This window comes from Anaerococcus sp. Marseille-Q5996 (genome assembly GCF_946893725.1).
Lineage (GTDB): Bacteria > Bacillota > Clostridia > Tissierellales > Peptoniphilaceae > Anaerococcus > Anaerococcus martiniensis.
On the sequence record NZ_CAMPPE010000001.1, the window covers coordinates 362,883 to 383,698 of the forward strand.

Consider the following 20,816-nt stretch of genomic DNA (forward strand, 5'->3'; position numbering starts at 1 on the left):
AAATATATCATCCTAAACTACTGCATTTAATCTGATTACATGGTATAATATCAACACTAAAGTAATATTCTTAGGATTTATTTCAACATAGCTAAATTATACTTAACAAAATATCATGATTATTTATTTTAATTTATAAATATGCGAAAGGGGTTTTAATGAAAGGTAAACTTAATAATTATTTGCTAAAGCTATCCTCATTGGTATTAGCTTTTATTTTAGTTTTTCCAACTGAAATATTTGCTATGGCAATGGATGATAAAGCTAGCACTTACAATGCTTCGACAAGCATTATGGGTCTTGCAACACAAACGCAAAATCCAGAGGAAAACAGTACGGAAAGCACAGGAGAAAAACAAACGCTAATCAAATCAGAGATTAGCATAGACGAGACAGATGAATATTTAATCGAAAAATCAGCAAGCTTATCCAAGACTACAGGACAAATCGATTACAAAATTCTAGTAAAATCAAAAAAATCTGATGACAAAGACAAAAATCAAACAGCAATCTTTGCCATTACCCAAAATACAGACCTAAAAGATTTAAAAGTTGAAAAAGTTCAAGAATTATCTGCTGATGGAACAGAAGAAGATGCAGAATATTCACAAAATACTGCAAGTTTATTCACACCACAAGACAATCAAAGAACATTTGGCATATCTACAACCAGCGCAGAAACTGCAATGGTTTATTACTTGAGTGCAAAATTATCTGATGAAGCTTTGGCAGATATTGACAAAAAATCTCCAAATATGGACTTAGAATTTGCAATCAAAAAACTAGAAAATATCTACCAATCACGCTATGCCCTAGAAATCGCCAAACCACAGGAAAACGACATAATAATAGACCACAATGGTGATCTTAAAAATCAAGAAGAAAGCCTAAAAGAAATCACAGATAATACCCACCAATACAAAGCTATATATAAAGAAGAAAGTCAAGGTCTATTCGCTAATACCCCTGCACAAATCACATGGACAGACTACATCAACAACAAAGATGACAAAGAATTTACCTACGACATAAATCTTGACCAAAACCAAGACACAAGTGAAAGTCAAATAAATATCCAATATTACGAGGCAAGCGAAAAAGGCTACATCCTAAACGAATCATTTACAAAAACATTAGAGTTTTCAAATAGCCTAAAACTATCTATCCCACAAGGCTATATTGCAAAATTAGAATTAAACACAAGACCAAAAGCTAAGACAAATGCAAAAGAATATGCATTTAATGGAATCAAAATCCAAAACCCAAGCTATATAGAAGAAACATTTCAAGCAGGAGAAGAAGAAAAACCATCAGAAGATGACGCTGACCCTCTGCCTGCTGATACTTCAAAAGAAGAAAACTCTAAAACTAAAGAAGAAGATGAAAGACAAAAAACAGAAGAATCCAACAAAAGCGCTCAATCAGCAATTGCACTGAATAAAGATGCATATATTTCAGATTTAAAAGAAAATAGTAAACTTTCAACTAATCTAGAAAATGCAACAAATCAAATTGTTCCAGTATTAGAAAGCTATAATAAAGAAGAAATCAACTGGGATGACTTCAAAGCTTCTATCCAAAATATAGCAAAAGCAGAAAATATCGATTCTGCCCAAGCTGAAGAAATTATATCAGCCCTATTAAGAGGACTAAATGAAGACAAATACAAAGTAGCTAATGTAGATATCAAAGAAGCTACAAATTTTGATCAAACAAGTGAAAATGCTTTAACTAGAGAAGAAATTAAAGCTCTAATCAAAGAAGAATTTGCCAAAGAAAAGTCTGGCCAAATTACAGAAGAAGAATTGGAAGCTTCACTAGCAAGCATTAGAGAAGAAAACAACATTACAAGTGAAGACTTCTTCAATATTCTAAGTGACTTATACCAAAATGAAGAAATAGCAAATGATGGCGAAGAAGACACAACTACTATCAATACTGATCAAACAAAAGAGGAAGCGCTAGCAGAAAAGCTTGCAGAAGAAAATATATCAGCAGAAAACTTCATAGCCTTCCTAAAATCATATGCAAAAACATATGACATAGAAGAAGACGACCTTCAAGCAATTCTTACAGAAAATAAAGATGAAGTTGAAAAAGTAATCGGCGACTTCACTATTGACGAAATAGTGGCGGCTTCTTACCTTGATGAACTAAACCCACATGTGTTTGCTGATACAATTAGTCCATCATTCTCTAATGAAAAATTCATTACAGAACTTGAGTACTTCACAGAAACTCTAACTAGGGCAACAAACGAAGAAGAACTTTTTGAAATAGTTAAAAATAACTTTACTAAAGATGATACAAATTCATCAGACCAACTTATTAGAAGTAATTATGTAGGTTGGAAAATAAATATACCTGGTGTTGACGAATCAGGTATGGATATAACAGAAATCAAAAAAGATAAGTACAAATATGATAACTTGAACTTCTCTATCTACGCACCAGTAGGTCAAAGCCTAAAAGACTACAAGGTTGTAGTAGAAGATGGAGAAGGTGAAACTACAAGCTACTCTGGTTCAATGACAGAGAAAAAGGGTGAACATTACCTTTATAGTTTCCCTATCCAAAAAGATAAACTTACAGAAAAAGGCTACAATATCTATGTAGTGGCAAAGGCACCTAAGAAACGTCAAAACTATGCTATTGGCTTAAAAGTTTCTCCAGACAAAAACTATGTAAATCAACTATTAGATGAATTTTATGAAAATTTTGATGAATTATCACATAAATATCCTTTCCTAATCAAATGGAAGGACACATCTGATGCCAACCCATACAGAAACGGCATAAATCTAATAGATACCAGAATGGTATATTTAGAGCCAAATGGCTGGCAAGACCTCTTCCCATACAACGAATTTAGGTCTCTAGACTACAACGACAATATAACAGACACTGACAACATCAAAAATACAGTATCAATGTTTGGAAATATTGACAAAAATGGTCAAATCACATGGACCATTTCAGAAACATTCCCAGCAGAAGATCTTGTCAACAAAAACAGAGTAGGAATAGATGCCTACTCAGCAAAAACTGACGGTCAAGGACTAACAGGACCAAGCATACAAATCCTAGTACCAAATAATACTGCTGGCTATGATGCTAAGAATTTAGGAAATATTAGTATTAACGAATTACAAAATCAAATAGGCAACAGGCCAGGCACAATTGTAAACTACACCTTTACTGACAAAGCTACAAATAAAGAAGAATTTACAACCCTAAGCCTAGACTCTGGCAAATCTGCATCAATTGCCCACAAGCCTGTATTAGAAAGAAAACCAGAGGATACAGTAGACACAACAGGTCTAGAATACCTCCACAAGGTACAAACCCACAACGATGGCTCTGGCTATGAAGTAGCACTTTCAAAAGACCAAGCCAACACAATGAAGGCATTCATTCCTAAAGACCCAAGTAAAAATCCTAGATACAATGATCCAAACTTCATTGACACTGGTGTTATTGTATTTTGTCTAAATCCAGGAAAACCAGAACCAACTAGACAGTACAAATTTAATGGAACTATTACCAAAGGCGAATGGTCTACAGCTAAAAGTGATTGGGTCAAAAATGGCAAGGCCATTGCTTCCCTTGCTACAGCAAATGAGGCAAAGGCGTCACCACTTTATAAGATGAATGGTAGCGTTGTAAACGACAAATTTTATTCTAGCTTATATGAATATGTACTTAGACTATATTGGTATGGCCAAGAATTAGCAGAAGAATACCATCTTGATGAGCAATCTTACTACAAGATCATCCAATACAACCTATACTACTGGATTGCTGGAGAAAACTACGCAGAATCCTTTAGAAATGGCGGAGGTTATAATCCCGACTACTTCTCAAGTGCTGAATACAGCTATGCCAAAGGGTTAAAGAACCGTATAAGCCAAGGAAAAGATTGGGACAAGGTAAACTATGACAAAGACATCCAAATCTTCTACTACGGACATGATAAGACCAGGTCCTACCAAAACACCATCACAGGTGATACTATGAGAAGATCCGAAAAAGGAAGCGTCACAGTAAATAAGCTAGATAAAGCAGGAACTAAACTTCAGGGAGCTGCCTTCCAGTTACTTGATGAAGATAAAAAAACAGTAATCAAAACCCTTGTAACAGATGAATCGGGAGTAGCGAAATTTGATAACCTTGACTACGGTACTTACTACTTGAAGGAAGTCCAAGGACCAAGAGGATATCAATTTAACGACCAAATTTCAGAAGTTGTAGTCGGAGGAGAAAAAGAACCACATATAAATTTCAACGCTACAAATACTATCAATGAAATTGAGTTTAGAAAAATAGATGAAAAAAAACTTGCACTTAAAAATATAGGATTTAGACTAAAGAGAAATGGGCAATTAACCAGTGATGAAATGGTCAAATCTGGAACTAATGGTAAATTTGGCTGGAAAGCTCTACTACCAGGTTCTTATGAAGTAGTTGAGTATGATCTGTCAGCTCAACCAAACTACTCAGACAATGAAGGTAAGACAGTAGCAACATTCACTGTAAATTCTAACAATACCGTAGAAAATAAAGCAATCATCAGTGAGTTTAAAAATGGAAATAGCACTGTAGATATCATCAATAAGAAAAATTCAGCTCTAGCAAATATAGAATTTACAAAAGTAGATTCCAAAGACTCTGAAAAAGTCCTAGCAGGAGCAGAATTTATCCTAGAGTACAAAAAACCTGATTCAACCATCTACAAAGAACTACCAGGAAGTAGAAAAACCACAGATACCAATGGTAAGATTTCTTGGAAAGACCTAGACCTAGGTGATTACAGGGTAATAGAAACAAAAGCTCCAGGAGCAGACTATGACACAGACATCAACCTTGGAGAAAAAGCTAGATTTGAAGTTGTTGAAGATGGTGAATTCTACAAAGCCACAAAGATAAATGTTGAAAATAATATTATCACAAACGAAACCAAACCAAAAGAAGGTCAAGGTGCCTTTGAGTTTGAAAAGATTGATGAGGACACTAAAGAAAAATTACAAGGAGTAGAATTTACCCTTACTTCTGATGGACAAGTTTATGATGGAAATAAATATTTTGAATACAAGGCTAGCAAGCTTACAGATGAAAATGGTAAGATTCGTTTTGATAAACTATTACCAGGCACATATATACTAAAGGAAACAAAATCACTTCCAGGATATGATGCTAATACTAATACTTGGAAAGTTGTAGTATCTGAGAATAATGAAACTAGAGTTTTTGATGATAAGGGAACTGATATTACGAAGTCAAATGCAAGTAAAATCGAAGCTGGAGATGGAAAAGGACCAATAGAAATCAAAGTAGACTTTACCACTCTAGGAAGTATCAAATCTAGTATAAAACCTACAGATAAACCAAATATCTTTGACCTAGACCTTACTATTACACCATTATCAGATTCGTTTTCAAAAAAAGTGAATATATACTATATATATGATAATGATGCTGATCTAAAAATAATAAAAGACTTAATAAACCGTGCGGACATCAGAGGTAAGGCAGATATAATAAAAGGGATAAAAGTAACAGATAACAATGACCTAAATGATTCAAATAGATATACAAATCAATTCACAAAGATAAAGCAACTTATTGGAACATCATATAAAACCACACCTACTATTGTTTTATCAGTCTTTAGTAATTCATATAACATAATTGGCTTCACTGATAATTACAACATGACTCAAGGAAGAAATGAACTAGCTTTACTTGGAATTCCAATATTTGCCTACCATAGGCAAGAAGTTACTGATCAATATCAAATAGATAAGGTTTATAATAGAAATATTTATCATTTTGAAGAGAATTATAAAACTAATAATTTTTCTGAAGTACTAGATTACATTAATGGTGGAAAATCTAGACTTGAAGGAAAAAATATCCAATTAGCTGCCAAAGATGGTATGACTTTAGATAATGATTTAAATAGTAAAACTATAAATGGTTCAAATTTAGTTGCAAAAAAAGAAAATACTATCACGACAAAAATAAATATTACTAATGCTGAAAAGTTTGCTGGTTATACACTTGCTTTGGACTCATTAACACTCGACAGGACTGATTTAAGCGGTGCAATCCCTTCACTAATGTTTAACACAGCAACAGGCTCCGATAATACATCTGGACAAGGAGATTCTGATGGGGCAAATAATTCATCAGCACCTGCTGTAATGGCATCTCCAATTACCAACAAAAAGAAACAACCAGATTCTGCAAAACTTACTATTAAGAAAGTAGATAGTGAGACAAAGATAGGTCTTGAAGGTGCTAAGTTTAGACTATATAGTACTGAAGAAGATGCGATAAATGATAGATCTTACCTCCAAGAAGTGACCTCAAACGAGCATGGTTACGCAGTTTTTGATAGCATAGAAATTCAACCTAACATAACTTACTATGTAAAGGAAATAGCTGCTCCAGATGGCTATAAGATTACTAGTGCTATAACAGAAGTTAAATCATCTCCAACATCAGATAATACAATAAACGCAGAAATTAAGAACGAGAAAAACAATGCTAAGTTCGAACTTTACAAAAAAGACGCTGATGGAAATAGCCTAGAAGGTGTTGAATTTGAACTTACAAATAATAAAACTAAGAAAACTGAAAAATTAACAACAAATTCTAATGGTTATATCTCATCACCATTGCTTGATGCTAATACAAGCTATGAACTAAAAGAGACAATAACTCTAGATGGTTATAAGCGAAATGAAAAGACAGCAACTATTACTGTTGATGAAGATGGTAATGTTTCTTGGGATGATAATTCTTTAATTAAAGAAAAATATGATCCTAACAGCAAAGTTGTAACAGAAACAACCACCAAAGAAACACCGCTAAGATCATGGAAATCGAATCAGGCAACATACACTAACGCAAGTAAAGCTTGGCCATCATATATGAACACACTGGACTATGCAGAGCTAACAAACCAAGAGACAAAACAAATCACTCAATATATAATGCTTAAACCAGATGATGATAAGAATAGTGGCTACACAGATAAGGCAACTACTTTAAATCTATCTACTAGAAATATTAAAAAGATAGATGAAGTCAAACTATTTGACGTGCTTCCAGAGAAAAAACAGTCTATTGCTCAAGAAATGAGAGATCAGATAGTATCTAATAGTTTGAGCAATCTAAAACTTGTGACTGCTGAAAATGGAAATGCAGGAAATATTACCATGGGTTATGGTAATACAAGATTAACACAAAATACAATCCAACCTAATTCAACTAATGCTTGGATTAAATTCCCAGTAAATGGGACAAATAGTAGATTTGGCGGAAACTGGGCTATGTTAGTTAAGGTAACAGCAACTGTTGATAATGAAAAAGAAGGTTCAGAAATGAAGTTCGACTGGACTACTGACATACCAGATAACTCAAGCACTTCAAGCACTCAACAAATCCCAGCACTAGTAAAAACTGAAGAGATTCCAGGAAACACAACATCACCATCACCAACCTTTATAGTAATAAATGAAAAGAAACCATCTATAAGTTTTGTCAAAAAAGATAAATCGACTGATAGTAACTTATACGGTGCACAATTTGAGCTATATAAAGATGGAAATTTAGTAGAAGGCTCATTAACAACTTCTGATAGCGAAGGTAAATTTGGCTTTGCCAATTTAGAAGATGGAGAATATACCGTATATGAAATAGCTTCACCTCTTGGTTATCCATACCTTGAAGAAAAGCTTGAAGTAGCAACATTTACTGTTGATCATGGTAAAATTACAAATCTTGCAACCAACCAAGCTTTTGGAAATACTAAAACAGAAAATCCAAATATGGACGAAACTTATGTAATTTATAACAAAGTAAATGATATTAAGTTTAAAAAGGTAAATAAAGACGGAGAGGCTCTAAAAGGAGCAACGTTTAAACTTGATAGAGTTTGGGTTACTTACAATGAAAACGGCGAGATTGAATCTAATAGAGAAACAGTATTAAAAGATATTGAAACCCTTGATGATGGTTTAATATCATTATCAGCAACCACTCCAGGCAGATACCAACTAGTAGAAACATCTGCCCCAGAAGGTTACAAGCATATTTCAACCACTAATAAAGCAGGTGGTCTAATAGTAGCTGAGTTTACGGTAGAAGAAAGAAGCCTAGCTATTAAAAATATATCTATTGGAGATAAATATTTCCAAAGTATGGAAGATATTAAGGACAATGATTCATTAAATATAGTCAACAAGAAAAAAGTTAATGGTGAGCTCCAAGTTAATAAAGTTAAAAAAGATGGAGATTCAATTAAACCATTAATTGGTGCAAGATTCTTATTAAAAGATTTGGAATCAGGCCAATATGTAAAGACAGACGGAACATTTACAACAAACTCTGGCGCTGCTCTTACAAATGGAGATGCTACAGTCAATTACCAAAATCTACCAGTTGGAGAATACGAACTAAGAGAGTTCAAATCTCCAGATGGATATATAAGAACTATTAACACTTGGAAGATTGAAGTAAATGATGATGGTAAGACAACTATAAGTGAAAATCCAAAGCTTGATAATGACGTAGAAGCGACTATTACTGAAGAAACAAGCACAACCCCGGCTAATCTACAACTAGAAAATAAATCAAATGAGATAGAATTTACTAAGAAAGATAGCAAGACAGGTGATGCACTAGAAGGTGTAGATTTTGAAATTTGGTGGGACCAACAGGCAAATAGAACAAGTGATAATAACCTCTACAAAAATTATGTTAAAATAAAAAACTCAAATGGTTCTACTACCTTTACAACTGGGGCAGATGGTAAGATAAAACTTACAAATCTAAAAACAGGCCACTATAAGATTTACGAAACCAAAATGCCTGAAGGCTACTACGCTGCCAATAAACCAATAGACAACGAACCTATTAAAGAAGCTACAGGAGAATTTGTAAAAGAATTCTTCGTAGATATCGATGGAGACATCAAAAAGAACGAACATGGTGTCGTAGATGCTGACAATGAAAATCTAATAACTACTATTGAAAACACTCCTTACACAGGTAAATTTAGAGTCCAAAAAGTTGGAGAAGATGGAGTGGAAAAACTTGAAGGTGCAGAATTCGAGCTTTACAAAGTAATAGGTGAAAATGTTGATAAAGAAAACCCTATTAAAGCAAAACAAGTAATAACTCAAGATGAACAAGTGCTAACAGGTTTAGTAGAATTTGCCGACCTAGAAAATGGCGAATACCTATTAGAAGAAACAAAGGCTCCAAAAGGCTACGGTATAAGCAATACAACATGGAATATTAGTGTAAATGATGGAAAGGTAAATATAACATCAACAAATGGATCAGCTGACTTTACAAGAACTGATGATACTATTACCTTAAACGTCATAAACAAAAAGGCTAGTTACCCATCCACAGGTGGTGCTGGTACATTTATAGGATTTGCCCTTATTGGTACGGCGGTGATGCTTGCGGGTATTGCTTACTTTGCTATCTACCAAAATGACAAAAATAGACGTCGTTCTGATAGATATGGCAGGTAAATTTACAAGAAAATAACAATTGAATATTGCAAAAAGGCTTAGGATTCATATCCTGAGTCTTTATTTTGATTTTCTTAATAACTTGCCCATGCAATTACATAAAAAATAAAACCCTAGCTACAATTATAATTACAAACACACCAACAAATAAATCGTAAAACCCACCCAAAATAGCTACTACTTATATATAGAAAAATCTCCTAAATCTTCCCGCAAAAAATTTGCAATATTTTCTTGCACGCTATTAAATCAATAGTATACTAGATAAGCATGTTATATATGACATGCATAAATTTAGTACAAAAACTTAATATTTTATACTTATTGTCCACATTTTTAATATATTGGGAAAAGTTAGGTAAAAAGTTAAATATGACTAAATTAGTATTGTATATATCTTACTTATAACGTATAATATTAAACAAATAGTTACTAATCGATACTCAAATTTAGAAGGCAAATCCGACACAAGTAGTTATAAAAATAACGAATAATGACAGCACGTTACTTTCTTCGGTAAAATAAATTTAGACATAAAACTTGTCTTTGCTAAAGTCTTAAAGTCTTTAGAAAAATACTACAGATTTGACCGAGTATTTTCGGAGTTTTGATAGGCAAATCAAGCCATGGATATCGATAGCACAATGCAATAATTACTATTATTTTAAACATATTGGCCAATATGCAAATATATTGCTAACAATATGTTCTTTAGCTATTGAATCTATTAAAGCTGATATATTATAATTAAACTAAGGTTGATAATTAGTAATTTACATAAGTGATACCACTCACACCCAAACGAAAGTTGTCCAAAGCTAGATTAATTAATATATCAACAAGAAAATTGCTTTTTCGCAAAATAATAAAAAAGGAGAAAAATATGAAAAAAGCAACAAACAAGCTAATGCCATTCTTAGCAGCTTTTGCTATGGTTATTGGTGTATTAGTAGCTCCATTTACCACTGCTAATGCAGATGAAGCTACAGAAACAGAATCTGTAACTATACACAAGATACTACTAACAAAAGAAGCTCTTGATGCACATGATGTGGATAAAGAATATGATGGTACAACAATTGGAAACATCAAAGAATTCTTTGGTGACCAATCAGCTGAAGAAATTGATGGAGTTTACTTCAAACTTCAAAGCCTAAAAAAAGGTATAGCTGAAGATAAAATTGATGTAAACAATGATGATCAATGGGAAGATGTAGTAGGAAAAGAAGGTAAAACAGAAAATAAAGCTGGTTTAAAACTTGATACTAAAGGCCTATCAGGTACTTATAGAATCGTAGAAGACCTAACAAAATCAACTTATAATGGAAAGTCATATTTTGACAAAGAAGGAAATCAACTTTATAAAAAAGGTGAAGACTTCTTTAGACCTAAAAAAGATCAAGAAAAAGAAGATGTTAAAGTAGAAGCAAAGGAAGTAATAACAAAAGAAAACAACTTACTTGCAGACTCTAAAGCAGTTCCAACACTTCTTACATTACCTATGGTAAATGAAAAAGGTACCATCAAAGAAGGTCACGTATATCCAAAGAACACACAAGAAAAGCCAGAAGTTGATAAGGACTTCAAAGAAAATAATGAATTAAGACCTGTTAATGCAGAAGACGCTAAAGAAATCAAAGGCGGAGCAGACGTTAAAGATAACCAAAGAGACAAAAAAGTAGCTACTACTGATTTAGGTGAAAAAGTACCTTACGAAATCAAAACAAATATCCCAGCTAAAACAAAATACAAAACACTAGCTTGGGACGATACAATGAGCAAAGGTCTAACATTCAACGATGACGTTAAACTACAAATCGGTGGAGAAAATGCTGAACTAGGAACAGACTATATCGTTACTTATAAGAAAGCAAATGCAGAAACAAAAGAAACTGGTTTTGTAATTCAATTACTAGATGCTGGTCTTGAAAAAGTAAACAACAAAGATAAAGAAACAGAAATTTACATTACTTACTCAGCAACTGTAAACGAAGATGCAGAAGTAGACGTAAAAGAAAACAACAAACTAGACTTCTACTACGACAACAACGTTTCAGTAAATGGTAAACCAGAACCAACAAATCCAGTTGACGGAAAAATCAAAGTAACAAAAGATTTCCCTAATGTTACTGGTGATTGGGTAAAAGGTGAAGAAGTAATTGTAACAATCATCGATGAGGAAACTGGCAAACCAGTAGTATTTAAAGATGATCAAGAAGCTACAGTTACATTAACTGAAAACAATAAAACACATGAATGGACTGGATTAGACAACAACAAAAAATATAAAGTTGTTGAAACATTCAAACCAAGTGATATCGTAACATACGAAAAATCTGAAAATGGTGAAGTAATCATCCACGATGAAATCAAACCAGAAGATGAACAACCTAAAAAAATTACACCATCAGTTCCAGAAGTAGTTCTTGGTGGTAAAAAATTCGTTAAAACAAACCAAGATGGAACAGAAAGACTAGAAGGTGCTGAATTCTACGTTAAAAACGCAGAAGGTAAATACCTTGTAGAAAAAATGAAAGACGAAAAAGCAGTAGCAGATGCAAAAGCAGCACTAGATGAAGCAGTAGAAGCTTACAACAAATTAGACGCTGAAGCTCAAAATGGCGAAGAAGGCAAAAATGCTAAAGCATTAGTTGATGAAAAACAAGATGCATATGATAAAGCTGTAAAAGCAAATGCTAGTGGTTATGATTGGGGAGAAAAAGCTAACGCAGTAGTACTAAAATCTAATGCTGAAGGTCAATTCGAAATCAAAGGTCTTGCATATGCAGAAGGATACCAACTAGAAGAAAAAACAGCTCCAGAAGGATATGCTAAACGTCAAGAACCTGTTGATTTTAAAGTTGAAGAAGGCTCATACTCTACAAAAGATGTAGATATTAAATATGAAAAAACAGATGCAGAAAATAATGCTAAACAAATCGAAAACAAGAAAGTAACAATCCCACAAACAGGTGGTATTGGTTCACTAATCTTTATCGTAGCAGGTCTTGCACTTATGGGTGTAGCATTCGTAGCTATGAAAAGAAGAAATTCTTACGAAGAAGCTTAAGGCAATATTCATAAGTAAAAAGATATATTAAGAAAAAGCAATCAAAAAACCAGGAATTAATTTTCCTGGTTTTTTATTTTGCCTAAAATAATAAAATCATATGTCAGATTTCTCCACTCGTATCAAAGAAACTCGGTCGAAATGGGAAATTTGGGTCTGCAAACAATTAGAATATTTACATTATCCATCTCGACCAAACAAGCGTAGCGCAGTGCGTGGAGAGATCTGTTTCATATCTTAATCCCTAGCAAACCACTAAAATATATTAGACAAGCACTCCCATTCATTGCTATAATAGACATATGAAAAACTTTAAAAATACTACATATTACACAGACGAAGAGCTAAAAAATTGGATAGAGGATGAGTCTATGAATGACTGGTTGGCGGATACTGCTGATCGTATTCGTAGGGATATCTACGGTGATGAGGTATACATTCGTGGCCTAATTGAATTTTCTATAAACTTTTTATTTCTTTAAGCTATAACTATCATCTCAATATAATGTTCTACTATGAATAAAAGATTGAATCAAAAAAATACGAAATTTATTTATTAATAACAAAGAAAGAGTTAGAGATCAAATGATTAATTGGATATGTAATAATATAGAGGCCTTTACTAATATCTTGCTATCAATTGTTTTTGGTGTATTAACATTCATAATGAGTAAAAATGCTAATAATATCTCTAGATGTTCAAATATTATAGCTTCAAATGCAAATAAAATTATGAATATAAGTAATAAAAATTATGAAGTTTCATTTGATGGACAAAAAAATTATATGCTCAATGAACTAAGTAGACTGGGTAGCATATTAATAGAAGCTTCAAGTGAAAGTATTATTGACAAGCAAAATATAATTGTACAAAAGTATGTCGATGGAGTTATGGATGAAAGATTAAGAAAAAAACTAATTTCTGTTGGAAACAATGGTTCTTTGCTTGCTCATAATAAGATTAAATATTATATAGAGGATAGATTATATAGAGCTAATCCAGATGTAGAGCTACGTGATATAGAAACGGGTGTATTAAATATGCTTGTTTTACATTTTAATTTAGTTAATAACATAAAAAATAGTTACCTAGGATCAGTTGATGATAGTACTACTAATAATAGGCAAGAGGTTAAAGAAATTTTCAACTTCTATTTTCCAGCGCATATTAGATTCAATGAAGAATATATGAATATGCTGGAATACTCATTAGATAGGTTTGATATATAGTATTTGATATTTACTTAATTTCTCAGAAAGTGCAACGTAAGTTTTACGTTGCACTTTTTTTATTTTATACTATCATAAGATTAAGGAGATTCATATGGAAGTATATAATTATGAGTTAAAATCAAAACTTAATGACAAATTTTTAAAGACGGTTTCTTCTTTTGCAAATTATAATGATGGTACTATTATTTTTGGTTTGAATAATGAGGGCCAGCCTATTGGTTTAGATGACTTAGATAATACTAAACTAAAGATAGAGAATAAAATTAATGATAGCATAAAACCAAGACCGATATTTAATATTGATATAGATTTTGAAAAAAGATGCATTATTCTTACAGTTTTTGAGGGTGAGAATAAGCCATACTATTATAACAATAAAGCATATAAGAGGAGTGATTCTTCAGATGTCGAGGTTGACAGACAGGAGCTAAATGATCTAGTACTGTTTGGAAAGAATTTGGATTATGAACAAATATCTAGTGTATACCAAAATTTATCTTTTAGCTATTTTAACAAAGAATCTAACAGACGTATGGGAATATCAGATCCAGATTTAGATTTGCTAAAATCTTTTGACTTATACTCTGATGACAAGGGATATAATAATGCTGGATTATTGATTTCAGATGAGAATAATTATAAGATTATTGATTTTGTAAAGTTTGGTAAAAGTGTTAGCGATATTGATTTTAGAAAAGAAATTAAAAATATTTCTATATTAGATGCTTTTAATCAAATGGTTGAATATTACACTCAGTACTATAATCAGGAAATTATAGTAGGCAAAAGTAGAGAGTTTATTGAAAAAATTCCTTTTAAAGCTTTTAGAGAAGCAATAGCAAATGCCTTAGTTCATAGAAGATGGGATAGGGATGCTTTTATTAGTGTTAGTTTTTATGATGATAGAATTGAAATCTCTTCTCCTGGGGGGTTGCCTAACGGGATTAGTGAACATGAGTACCTTAATCGTAGAGTATCATCTCCTAGAAATCCTATAATATCTAATATATTTTTTCGACTTCGATATATTGAAAAGCTAGGTACTGGCATATTTAGAATTCAAGAGGCTTATAAAGAAAGTGCATCGCATCCGGAATTTGAAGTATCTGAAAACTATATTACTGTTACACTGCCAGTTACTCAGACTATTACAATAGATGATATTTCGATTGATTCTAGAAAAATTATGAAATATTTATCTGATAATGAACTTCTTTCACGTATAGAGCTTGAAGAATTAACTGGATTTAATAAAGATAAAGTTATCAGACATCTAAATGAATTACGTGACAATGGAGTTGTTGAGGTCGTTGGAAATGGTAGAGGAACTAAGTATAAATCTAGAATCTAAGTTTGTTCTATTATCGATTGACTTTCCGTCGCATCTATGCAACGCAAAATGCAACGCAAATTTTACGTTGTACAACGAAAGATTGGGAAAAATTTAACTCATTGACTTCATTAATTCGATTAGGATGACCATTAGGGTTTTATATAGCATCTTTGATATATTAATATGATTACAAGATGAATATTATCTTTAATTCATAAAGCAGATTTCTCCACTCGTATCAAAGATACTCGGTCGAAATGGTTGGTTTTGGTCTGTACTTATATTCTAAAATCAGGATATATTATCCATATCGACTAAGCAAGTGTAATCGTAGCGCATGGAGATATCTGTTATTATGTAGTTAATTCAGATTTCTCCACTCAAAATCAAAGATTTTTCGGTCGAAATGGAAAATTTTGGATTTACACATAACTAGAATACATACACCACCCATCTCGACCAAACAAGCGTAGCGCAGTGCGTGGAGAGATCTGTTTCATATCCCAATTCCTAGTAAAACACTAAAATATATTAGACAAGCACTCCCATTCATTGCTATAATAGACATATGAAAAACTTTAAAAATACTACATATTACACAGACGAAGAGTTAAAAAATTGGATAGAGGATGAGTCTATGAATGACTGGTTGGCGGATACTGCTGATCGTATTCGTAGGGACATTTATGGTGATGCGGTATATATCCGTGGGCTTATTGAATTTTCCAATTTTTGCAAAAACGACTGTTTATATTGCGGCATTCGCAAATCAAATAAAAATGTTGACCGTTACAGATTGACTCCAGAGGAAATAGTTCAATGCGCTGATGCTGGATATATGCTTGGCTTTAGGACTTATGTTTTGCAGGGTGGGGAGGACACATATTACACAGACGATATGATTGTGGACATAGTAAAGGAAATAAAAACAAAACATCCGGACACAGCTATTACCCTTTCACTAGGTATAAAACCTTATGAGTCATTCAAAAGATTTTATGATGCAGGGGCGGATAGATATTTGTTGCGCCAAGAAACATCCGACAGCGAACATTTTAAAAAACTTCACCCAGCTGGCATGACCATGGAAGAACGCCACGAGGCCTTGTGGCAATTAAAAGAAATCGGCTACCAAGTAGGCGGCGGATTTATGGTGGATAGCCCATATCAAACAACTGAGGATTTGATAAAAGACTTAAGATTTTTAGAAAAACTAGAACCAGATATGATAGGCATAGGCCCATTTTTGACCAGCCACGATACACCATTTAAAGATTTTCCAAATGGTTCATACACAAAAACATTAAGATTGGTATCAATTTTAAGAATCCTATTCCCATACGCATTGATACCAGCAACAACAGCCCTAGGCACAATCAACCCACTAGGCCGCGAAATGGGACTAAAGGCAGGAGCAAACGTACTAATGCCAAACTTGTCCCCAACCATGTATAGAAAACAATATCAACTTTATGATAACAAAATTTGTACAGGGGATGAAGCAGCAGAATGCAAGGCCTGCCTAAGCATGAGAGTAGATAGGGCTGGATATGAGATTGTGACTGATAGGGGAGATGTGATTACTAGGAAGGCTGAGTTGGTGTATTAGGGGTAAGAGACAACAGATTTCTCCACTCGGAATCAAAGATTCCTCGGTCGAAATGGATATTTTGGGATTGCAAATCACTAGAATATTTATATTATCCATATCGACTAAGCAATCGAAAGAGTAGCGCATGGAGATATCTGTTATTACTTAATAAAGTCAAATTTCTCCACTCGAAATCAAAGATTTTTCGGCCGAAATGGAAAGTTAGATTTCACAAACAACTAGAATATTCACATCACCCATCTCGACCAAACAAGCGCAAGCGCAGTGCGTGGAGAGATCTGTTTTTACAAATACTTATTATTAGGGAGAAAATATGAGCAGTAATTACTATGTCTACATAATTACCAATGCAACAAATTCTACTGTCTACGTAGGCATGACTCACAACCTAGAAAAAAGAATGTATGAGCATAAAAATCATCTGGTAAAAGGATTTTCTGATAAATATAATGCTGTAAAGTTGGTTTATTATGAATGGACAGATGATAAATTTGGTGCCCTTGCTCGTGAAAAACAATTAAAGAAGTGGAGTAGAATCAAAAAAGACAGAATAATTAATAAGATGAATCCTGATTGGGAAGATTTGACTGGTAATTGGGGTAATGACTTAAGTTCATATTAAGGAAATGATACAGATTTCTCCACTCGTATCAAAGATACTCGGTCGAAATGGATATTTTGATTTTTACAAACAACTAGCATATCCACACTACCCATCTCGACTAAGCAAAGGAAAGCGAAATGCACGGAGAGATCTGCTATTACGTAATAAAGTCAGATTTCTCCACTCAAAATCAAAGATTTTTCGGTCGAAATGGATATTTTAGGATTGCAAATCACTAGATTACATACACCACCCATATCGACCAAATGAGCGCAAGCGAAATGCGTGGAGATATCTGTTACACAAATAGAAAATAAATTCAGATTTCTCCATTCGGAATCAAAGATTCCTCAGTCGAAATGGATAATTTGATTTCACAAACAACTAGGATACCAAACTACCCATCTCGACCAAATAAGCGAATGAGAAATGCGTGGAGATATCTGTAATTATAGAATCAATTCAGATTTCTCCACTCAAAATCAAAGATTTTTCGGTCGAAATGGATAATTTGGGATTGCAAATCACTAGATTACATACACCACCCATATCGACCAAGCAAGCGTAAGCGCAGTGCGTGGAGAGATCTGTTTCAAATTTATAAATCCTATTTCCCCACAAAAAAACCACCAAGATCACACCTGGTAATCTATTTTGTCTATTATCCCTTGCAAGTACGCGATTGTCATTCCGTAGTTTGTCATTGGGATATTTTTTTCTTTGCATTTTTTTACCCTATTCATAACACTTGTGCGGTTAAACATACATGATCCGCATTCTATGATTAGGTCGTATTTTTCTATATCATGAAAGTCTTCGCCTCTGGCAAAGTCTATATTTACATTAGGATATTTTTTCTTAAGCATTTTTGGTATTTTCACTGTGCCTATGTCTTCTTCGATAGGTGGGTGGGTGCAGATTTCTGCAATTAGTATATTTTTTATTTCTTTGTCCAATACTTTTACTGAATCTCTAAAGTATTCTACATCTCCCTTAAATCCACTCATGAGTACTGAAAAGCTTGTTAGTTTGCTTTCTTTTGGACTTTTTTCGTAGACATCTTTAAAAACTTTTGAGTCTGTGATTATTAAATCTGGTGGATTTTTTAAAACATTTAGGGTATTTTCGAAATTTTCCAAACTTGTGCTGATACACACAGCATCTTTGTCGATTAATTCTCTGATGGTCATCACTTGTGGTTTTATCAGCCTATCTTTTGGTGCGGCTTCATCTTGGGGCATTACCAAAACTACTGTGTCAGCTTTTTTTACCAATTTTCCGGTCAAGGTCAAAGGACCATCATTATTAACAACTTTTTTTATTTCTTCAAATAATTTGTACCTATCATCTGTATTTACATTTATAGAAATAGGTCTTAGGTCTTTGAATTTTCCCCTGATTTCTTGTCCAATTTCCAAATCTTGTTTTGGTGCGATAAATATAATTGGCTTATCTTTTGCCTTTAATTGGTCAATGAATTTCAAGTCATCTTCTAGGCTTAATACATAAAGGAAAATATCTGCTTTTTCTAAAACACCTAGAGATTTTGAGATTCTCTTATCAGATAGGTCTGTTGAGTCGTTTATCCCTGCTGTATCTATAAAAATTACCGGCCCCAGCCCGTGGATTTCCATGGGCTTATTGATTGGGTCGGTTGTTGTGCCGTGAGTTGCTGAAACTATGGCGGTTTCTTGGCCTGTAATGTAGTTTAAAAGAGTGGACTTGCCGGCATTTGTGTTACCAAATATGGCAATGTGCAATCTTTCTCCGTTCGAAGTTCTCATATATATAGGTCTCTTTTGCCATTTTCTACTGATGCTAGATTTTCTATGGTTTCTTTTCTGACTTCTTCATTTGGAATGGTGTTGATTTCGCGGCCTATTAGGGCATCGATGTCTGCTTTTGTTTTTGGGCTTGCGTAATCTTCGCCGTATTCTTTTAGGGTTACCAAAGCATTTGGCTGGCAAATATTACCGATTCCCACATTTTTAACCATTTCCATAAATACTTCACCAGTTCTACCTTTTCTATAGCAGGCTGTGCAGAATGATGGAATATGATTTTTTTCTATTAGCCAGTCTACAACTTCATCAAGGGTTCTGTTGTCTGATAGTTCAAATTGGTCTGATCCTTCTGTGACATTTTCAGTGTATCCGCCTACAGATGTTTTTGATCCACCTGAGATTTGGCTGATACCAAGGTCTAACAGTCTGCCACGCATTTTCTCACTTTCACGAGTTGATACTATCATACCTGTGTATGGAGCTGCGATTCTAATACATGCTACTAATTTTTCAAATACATCGTCTGCCAATGCATTTTCAAAGTCTGCTACATCCACATCATCTCCTGGTTGGATACGTGGGACAGAAATTGTGTGTGGGCCGACATTATATTTTGCTTCCAAGTGTTCAGCATGCATTAATTGGCCGATAAATTCGTATTCGTAAGAGTCAAGTCCGTATAAAACGCCAAGACCTACATCATCTATACCTGCATCCATAGCACGATCGTGGGCTGTGGTGTGATAATCGTAGTTTGATTTTGGCCCGTAAGCGTGAAGTTTTTCGTAATTTTCTTTATTATAGGTTTCTTGGAATAGGATATATGTTCCTATTTCTGCATCGTGAAGTTTTTTGTAGTTTTCAGTGGTTGTTGCAGCAATATTTACATTTACCCTACGAATTGCACCGTTTTTGTGGTGGATATTATAAATTGTATCGATAGATTCTAGGATATATTCAATAGGGTTATTTCTAGGATCCTCTCCTGCTTCTAGGGCCAGTCTTTTGTGTCCCATATCTTGAAGAGCTATTACTTGCTCGCGGATTTCCTCTTGGCTTAATTTTTTGCGAGGAATGTGTTTGTTATGTCCGTGGTATGGGCAATATGTACATCCGTTGATACAGTAATTTGATAAGTATAATGGGGCGAAAAGAACTATACGATTGGCATAAAATTTAAGTTTTAATTCTTTAGCAACCTTAAATATTTCCTCATTTAGGTCATCTTCGCAACAAGATAAAAGCACAAAAGCTTCTCTGTGGTCTAGGCCCTTTGCCTTTCTAGCCTTTTCTAATATTTCTATGATAAGCGGTCTATTGTGTGCATTTTTGCGACCGTAGTCTATTGTTTCTAATATTTCTTCATGGTTTATAAACTCAGCTGGGTCTGAGCTTTTTGGATTATATTTTGCCATAAAATCTCCTTTCCTCTCTGATTATAATACTAAATTAATCGGATTTACAAGTATAGAAAAATATTTGCAATCAGTATTTCTTTCAGAAAGTAAATTTAAATTTGCATGATTTTTAACTATGTTTTTAGATATTGTAATTTTCTTCTAAAATGTCTAAATTTACCTATCTTTTATCATTGTATATTACTAGTATTTAAGATATAATATATCTGAA

At 33.5% G+C, this 20,816-nt stretch carries 9 protein-coding genes; 7 read left to right on the forward strand and 2 right to left on the reverse strand.

The window, feature by feature from the left end; all coding sequences use genetic code 11:
* Nucleotides 1-158: 158 nt before the first annotated feature.
* The 7 genes from OC526_RS01780 (at nt 159) to OC526_RS01810 (ending at nt 17,421) form a co-directional block, all read left to right on the forward strand.
* On the forward strand, nt 159-9,551 hold the full coding sequence (locus tag OC526_RS01780) for a collagen binding domain-containing protein (protein WP_262121720.1): 9,393 nt from the start codon (nt 159-161) through the stop codon (nt 9,549-9,551).
* An 883-nt stretch (nt 9,552-10,434) separates the two neighbouring features.
* Nucleotides 10,435-12,621 carry a pilin N-terminal domain-containing protein gene (locus OC526_RS01785; protein WP_262121722.1) on the forward strand — a complete coding sequence of 729 codons (2,187 nt, stop codon included), beginning with the start codon at nt 10,435-10,437 and terminating at the stop codon, nt 12,619-12,621.
* Between the two features lie 302 nt (nt 12,622-12,923).
* On the forward strand, nt 12,924-13,103 hold the full coding sequence (locus OC526_RS01790; protein WP_262121723.1) for a hypothetical protein: 180 nt from the start codon (nt 12,924-12,926) through the stop codon (nt 13,101-13,103).
* Nucleotides 13,104-13,206: 103 nt separating this feature from the next.
* A complete protein-coding gene (locus OC526_RS01795; RefSeq protein WP_262121724.1) occupies nt 13,207-13,851 on the forward strand; it encodes a hypothetical protein in 645 nt (214 codons plus the stop codon).
* 94 nt (nt 13,852-13,945) lie between these two features.
* Entirely contained in the window at nt 13,946-15,205 is a 1,260-nt protein-coding gene (locus OC526_RS01800) for an ATP-binding protein (protein ID WP_262121726.1), read from the forward strand.
* Between the two features lie 550 nt (nt 15,206-15,755).
* Nucleotides 15,756-16,796, forward strand: a complete 1,041-nt coding sequence (hydE, locus tag OC526_RS01805; RefSeq protein WP_262121730.1) for a [FeFe] hydrogenase H-cluster radical SAM maturase HydE — start codon at nt 15,756-15,758, stop codon at nt 16,794-16,796.
* Nucleotides 16,797-17,112: 316 nt separating this feature from the next.
* Nucleotides 17,113-17,421: a GIY-YIG nuclease family protein gene (locus OC526_RS01810; protein ID WP_262121731.1), complete on the forward strand. Its 309-nt coding sequence runs from the start codon at nt 17,113-17,115 to the stop codon at nt 17,419-17,421.
* Between the two features lie 617 nt (nt 17,422-18,038).
* Here the strand turns inward: OC526_RS01810 and hydF are convergent.
* Entirely contained in the window at nt 18,039-19,187 is a 1,149-nt protein-coding gene (gene hydF / locus OC526_RS01815; protein WP_262121733.1) for a [FeFe] hydrogenase H-cluster maturation GTPase HydF, read from the reverse strand.
* Entirely contained in the window at nt 19,184-20,602 is a 1,419-nt protein-coding gene (gene hydG / locus OC526_RS01820; RefSeq protein WP_262121735.1) for a [FeFe] hydrogenase H-cluster radical SAM maturase HydG, read from the reverse strand. The genes hydF and hydG overlap by 4 nt, the downstream gene beginning before the upstream one ends.
* Nucleotides 20,603-20,816: the final 214 nt, after the last annotated feature.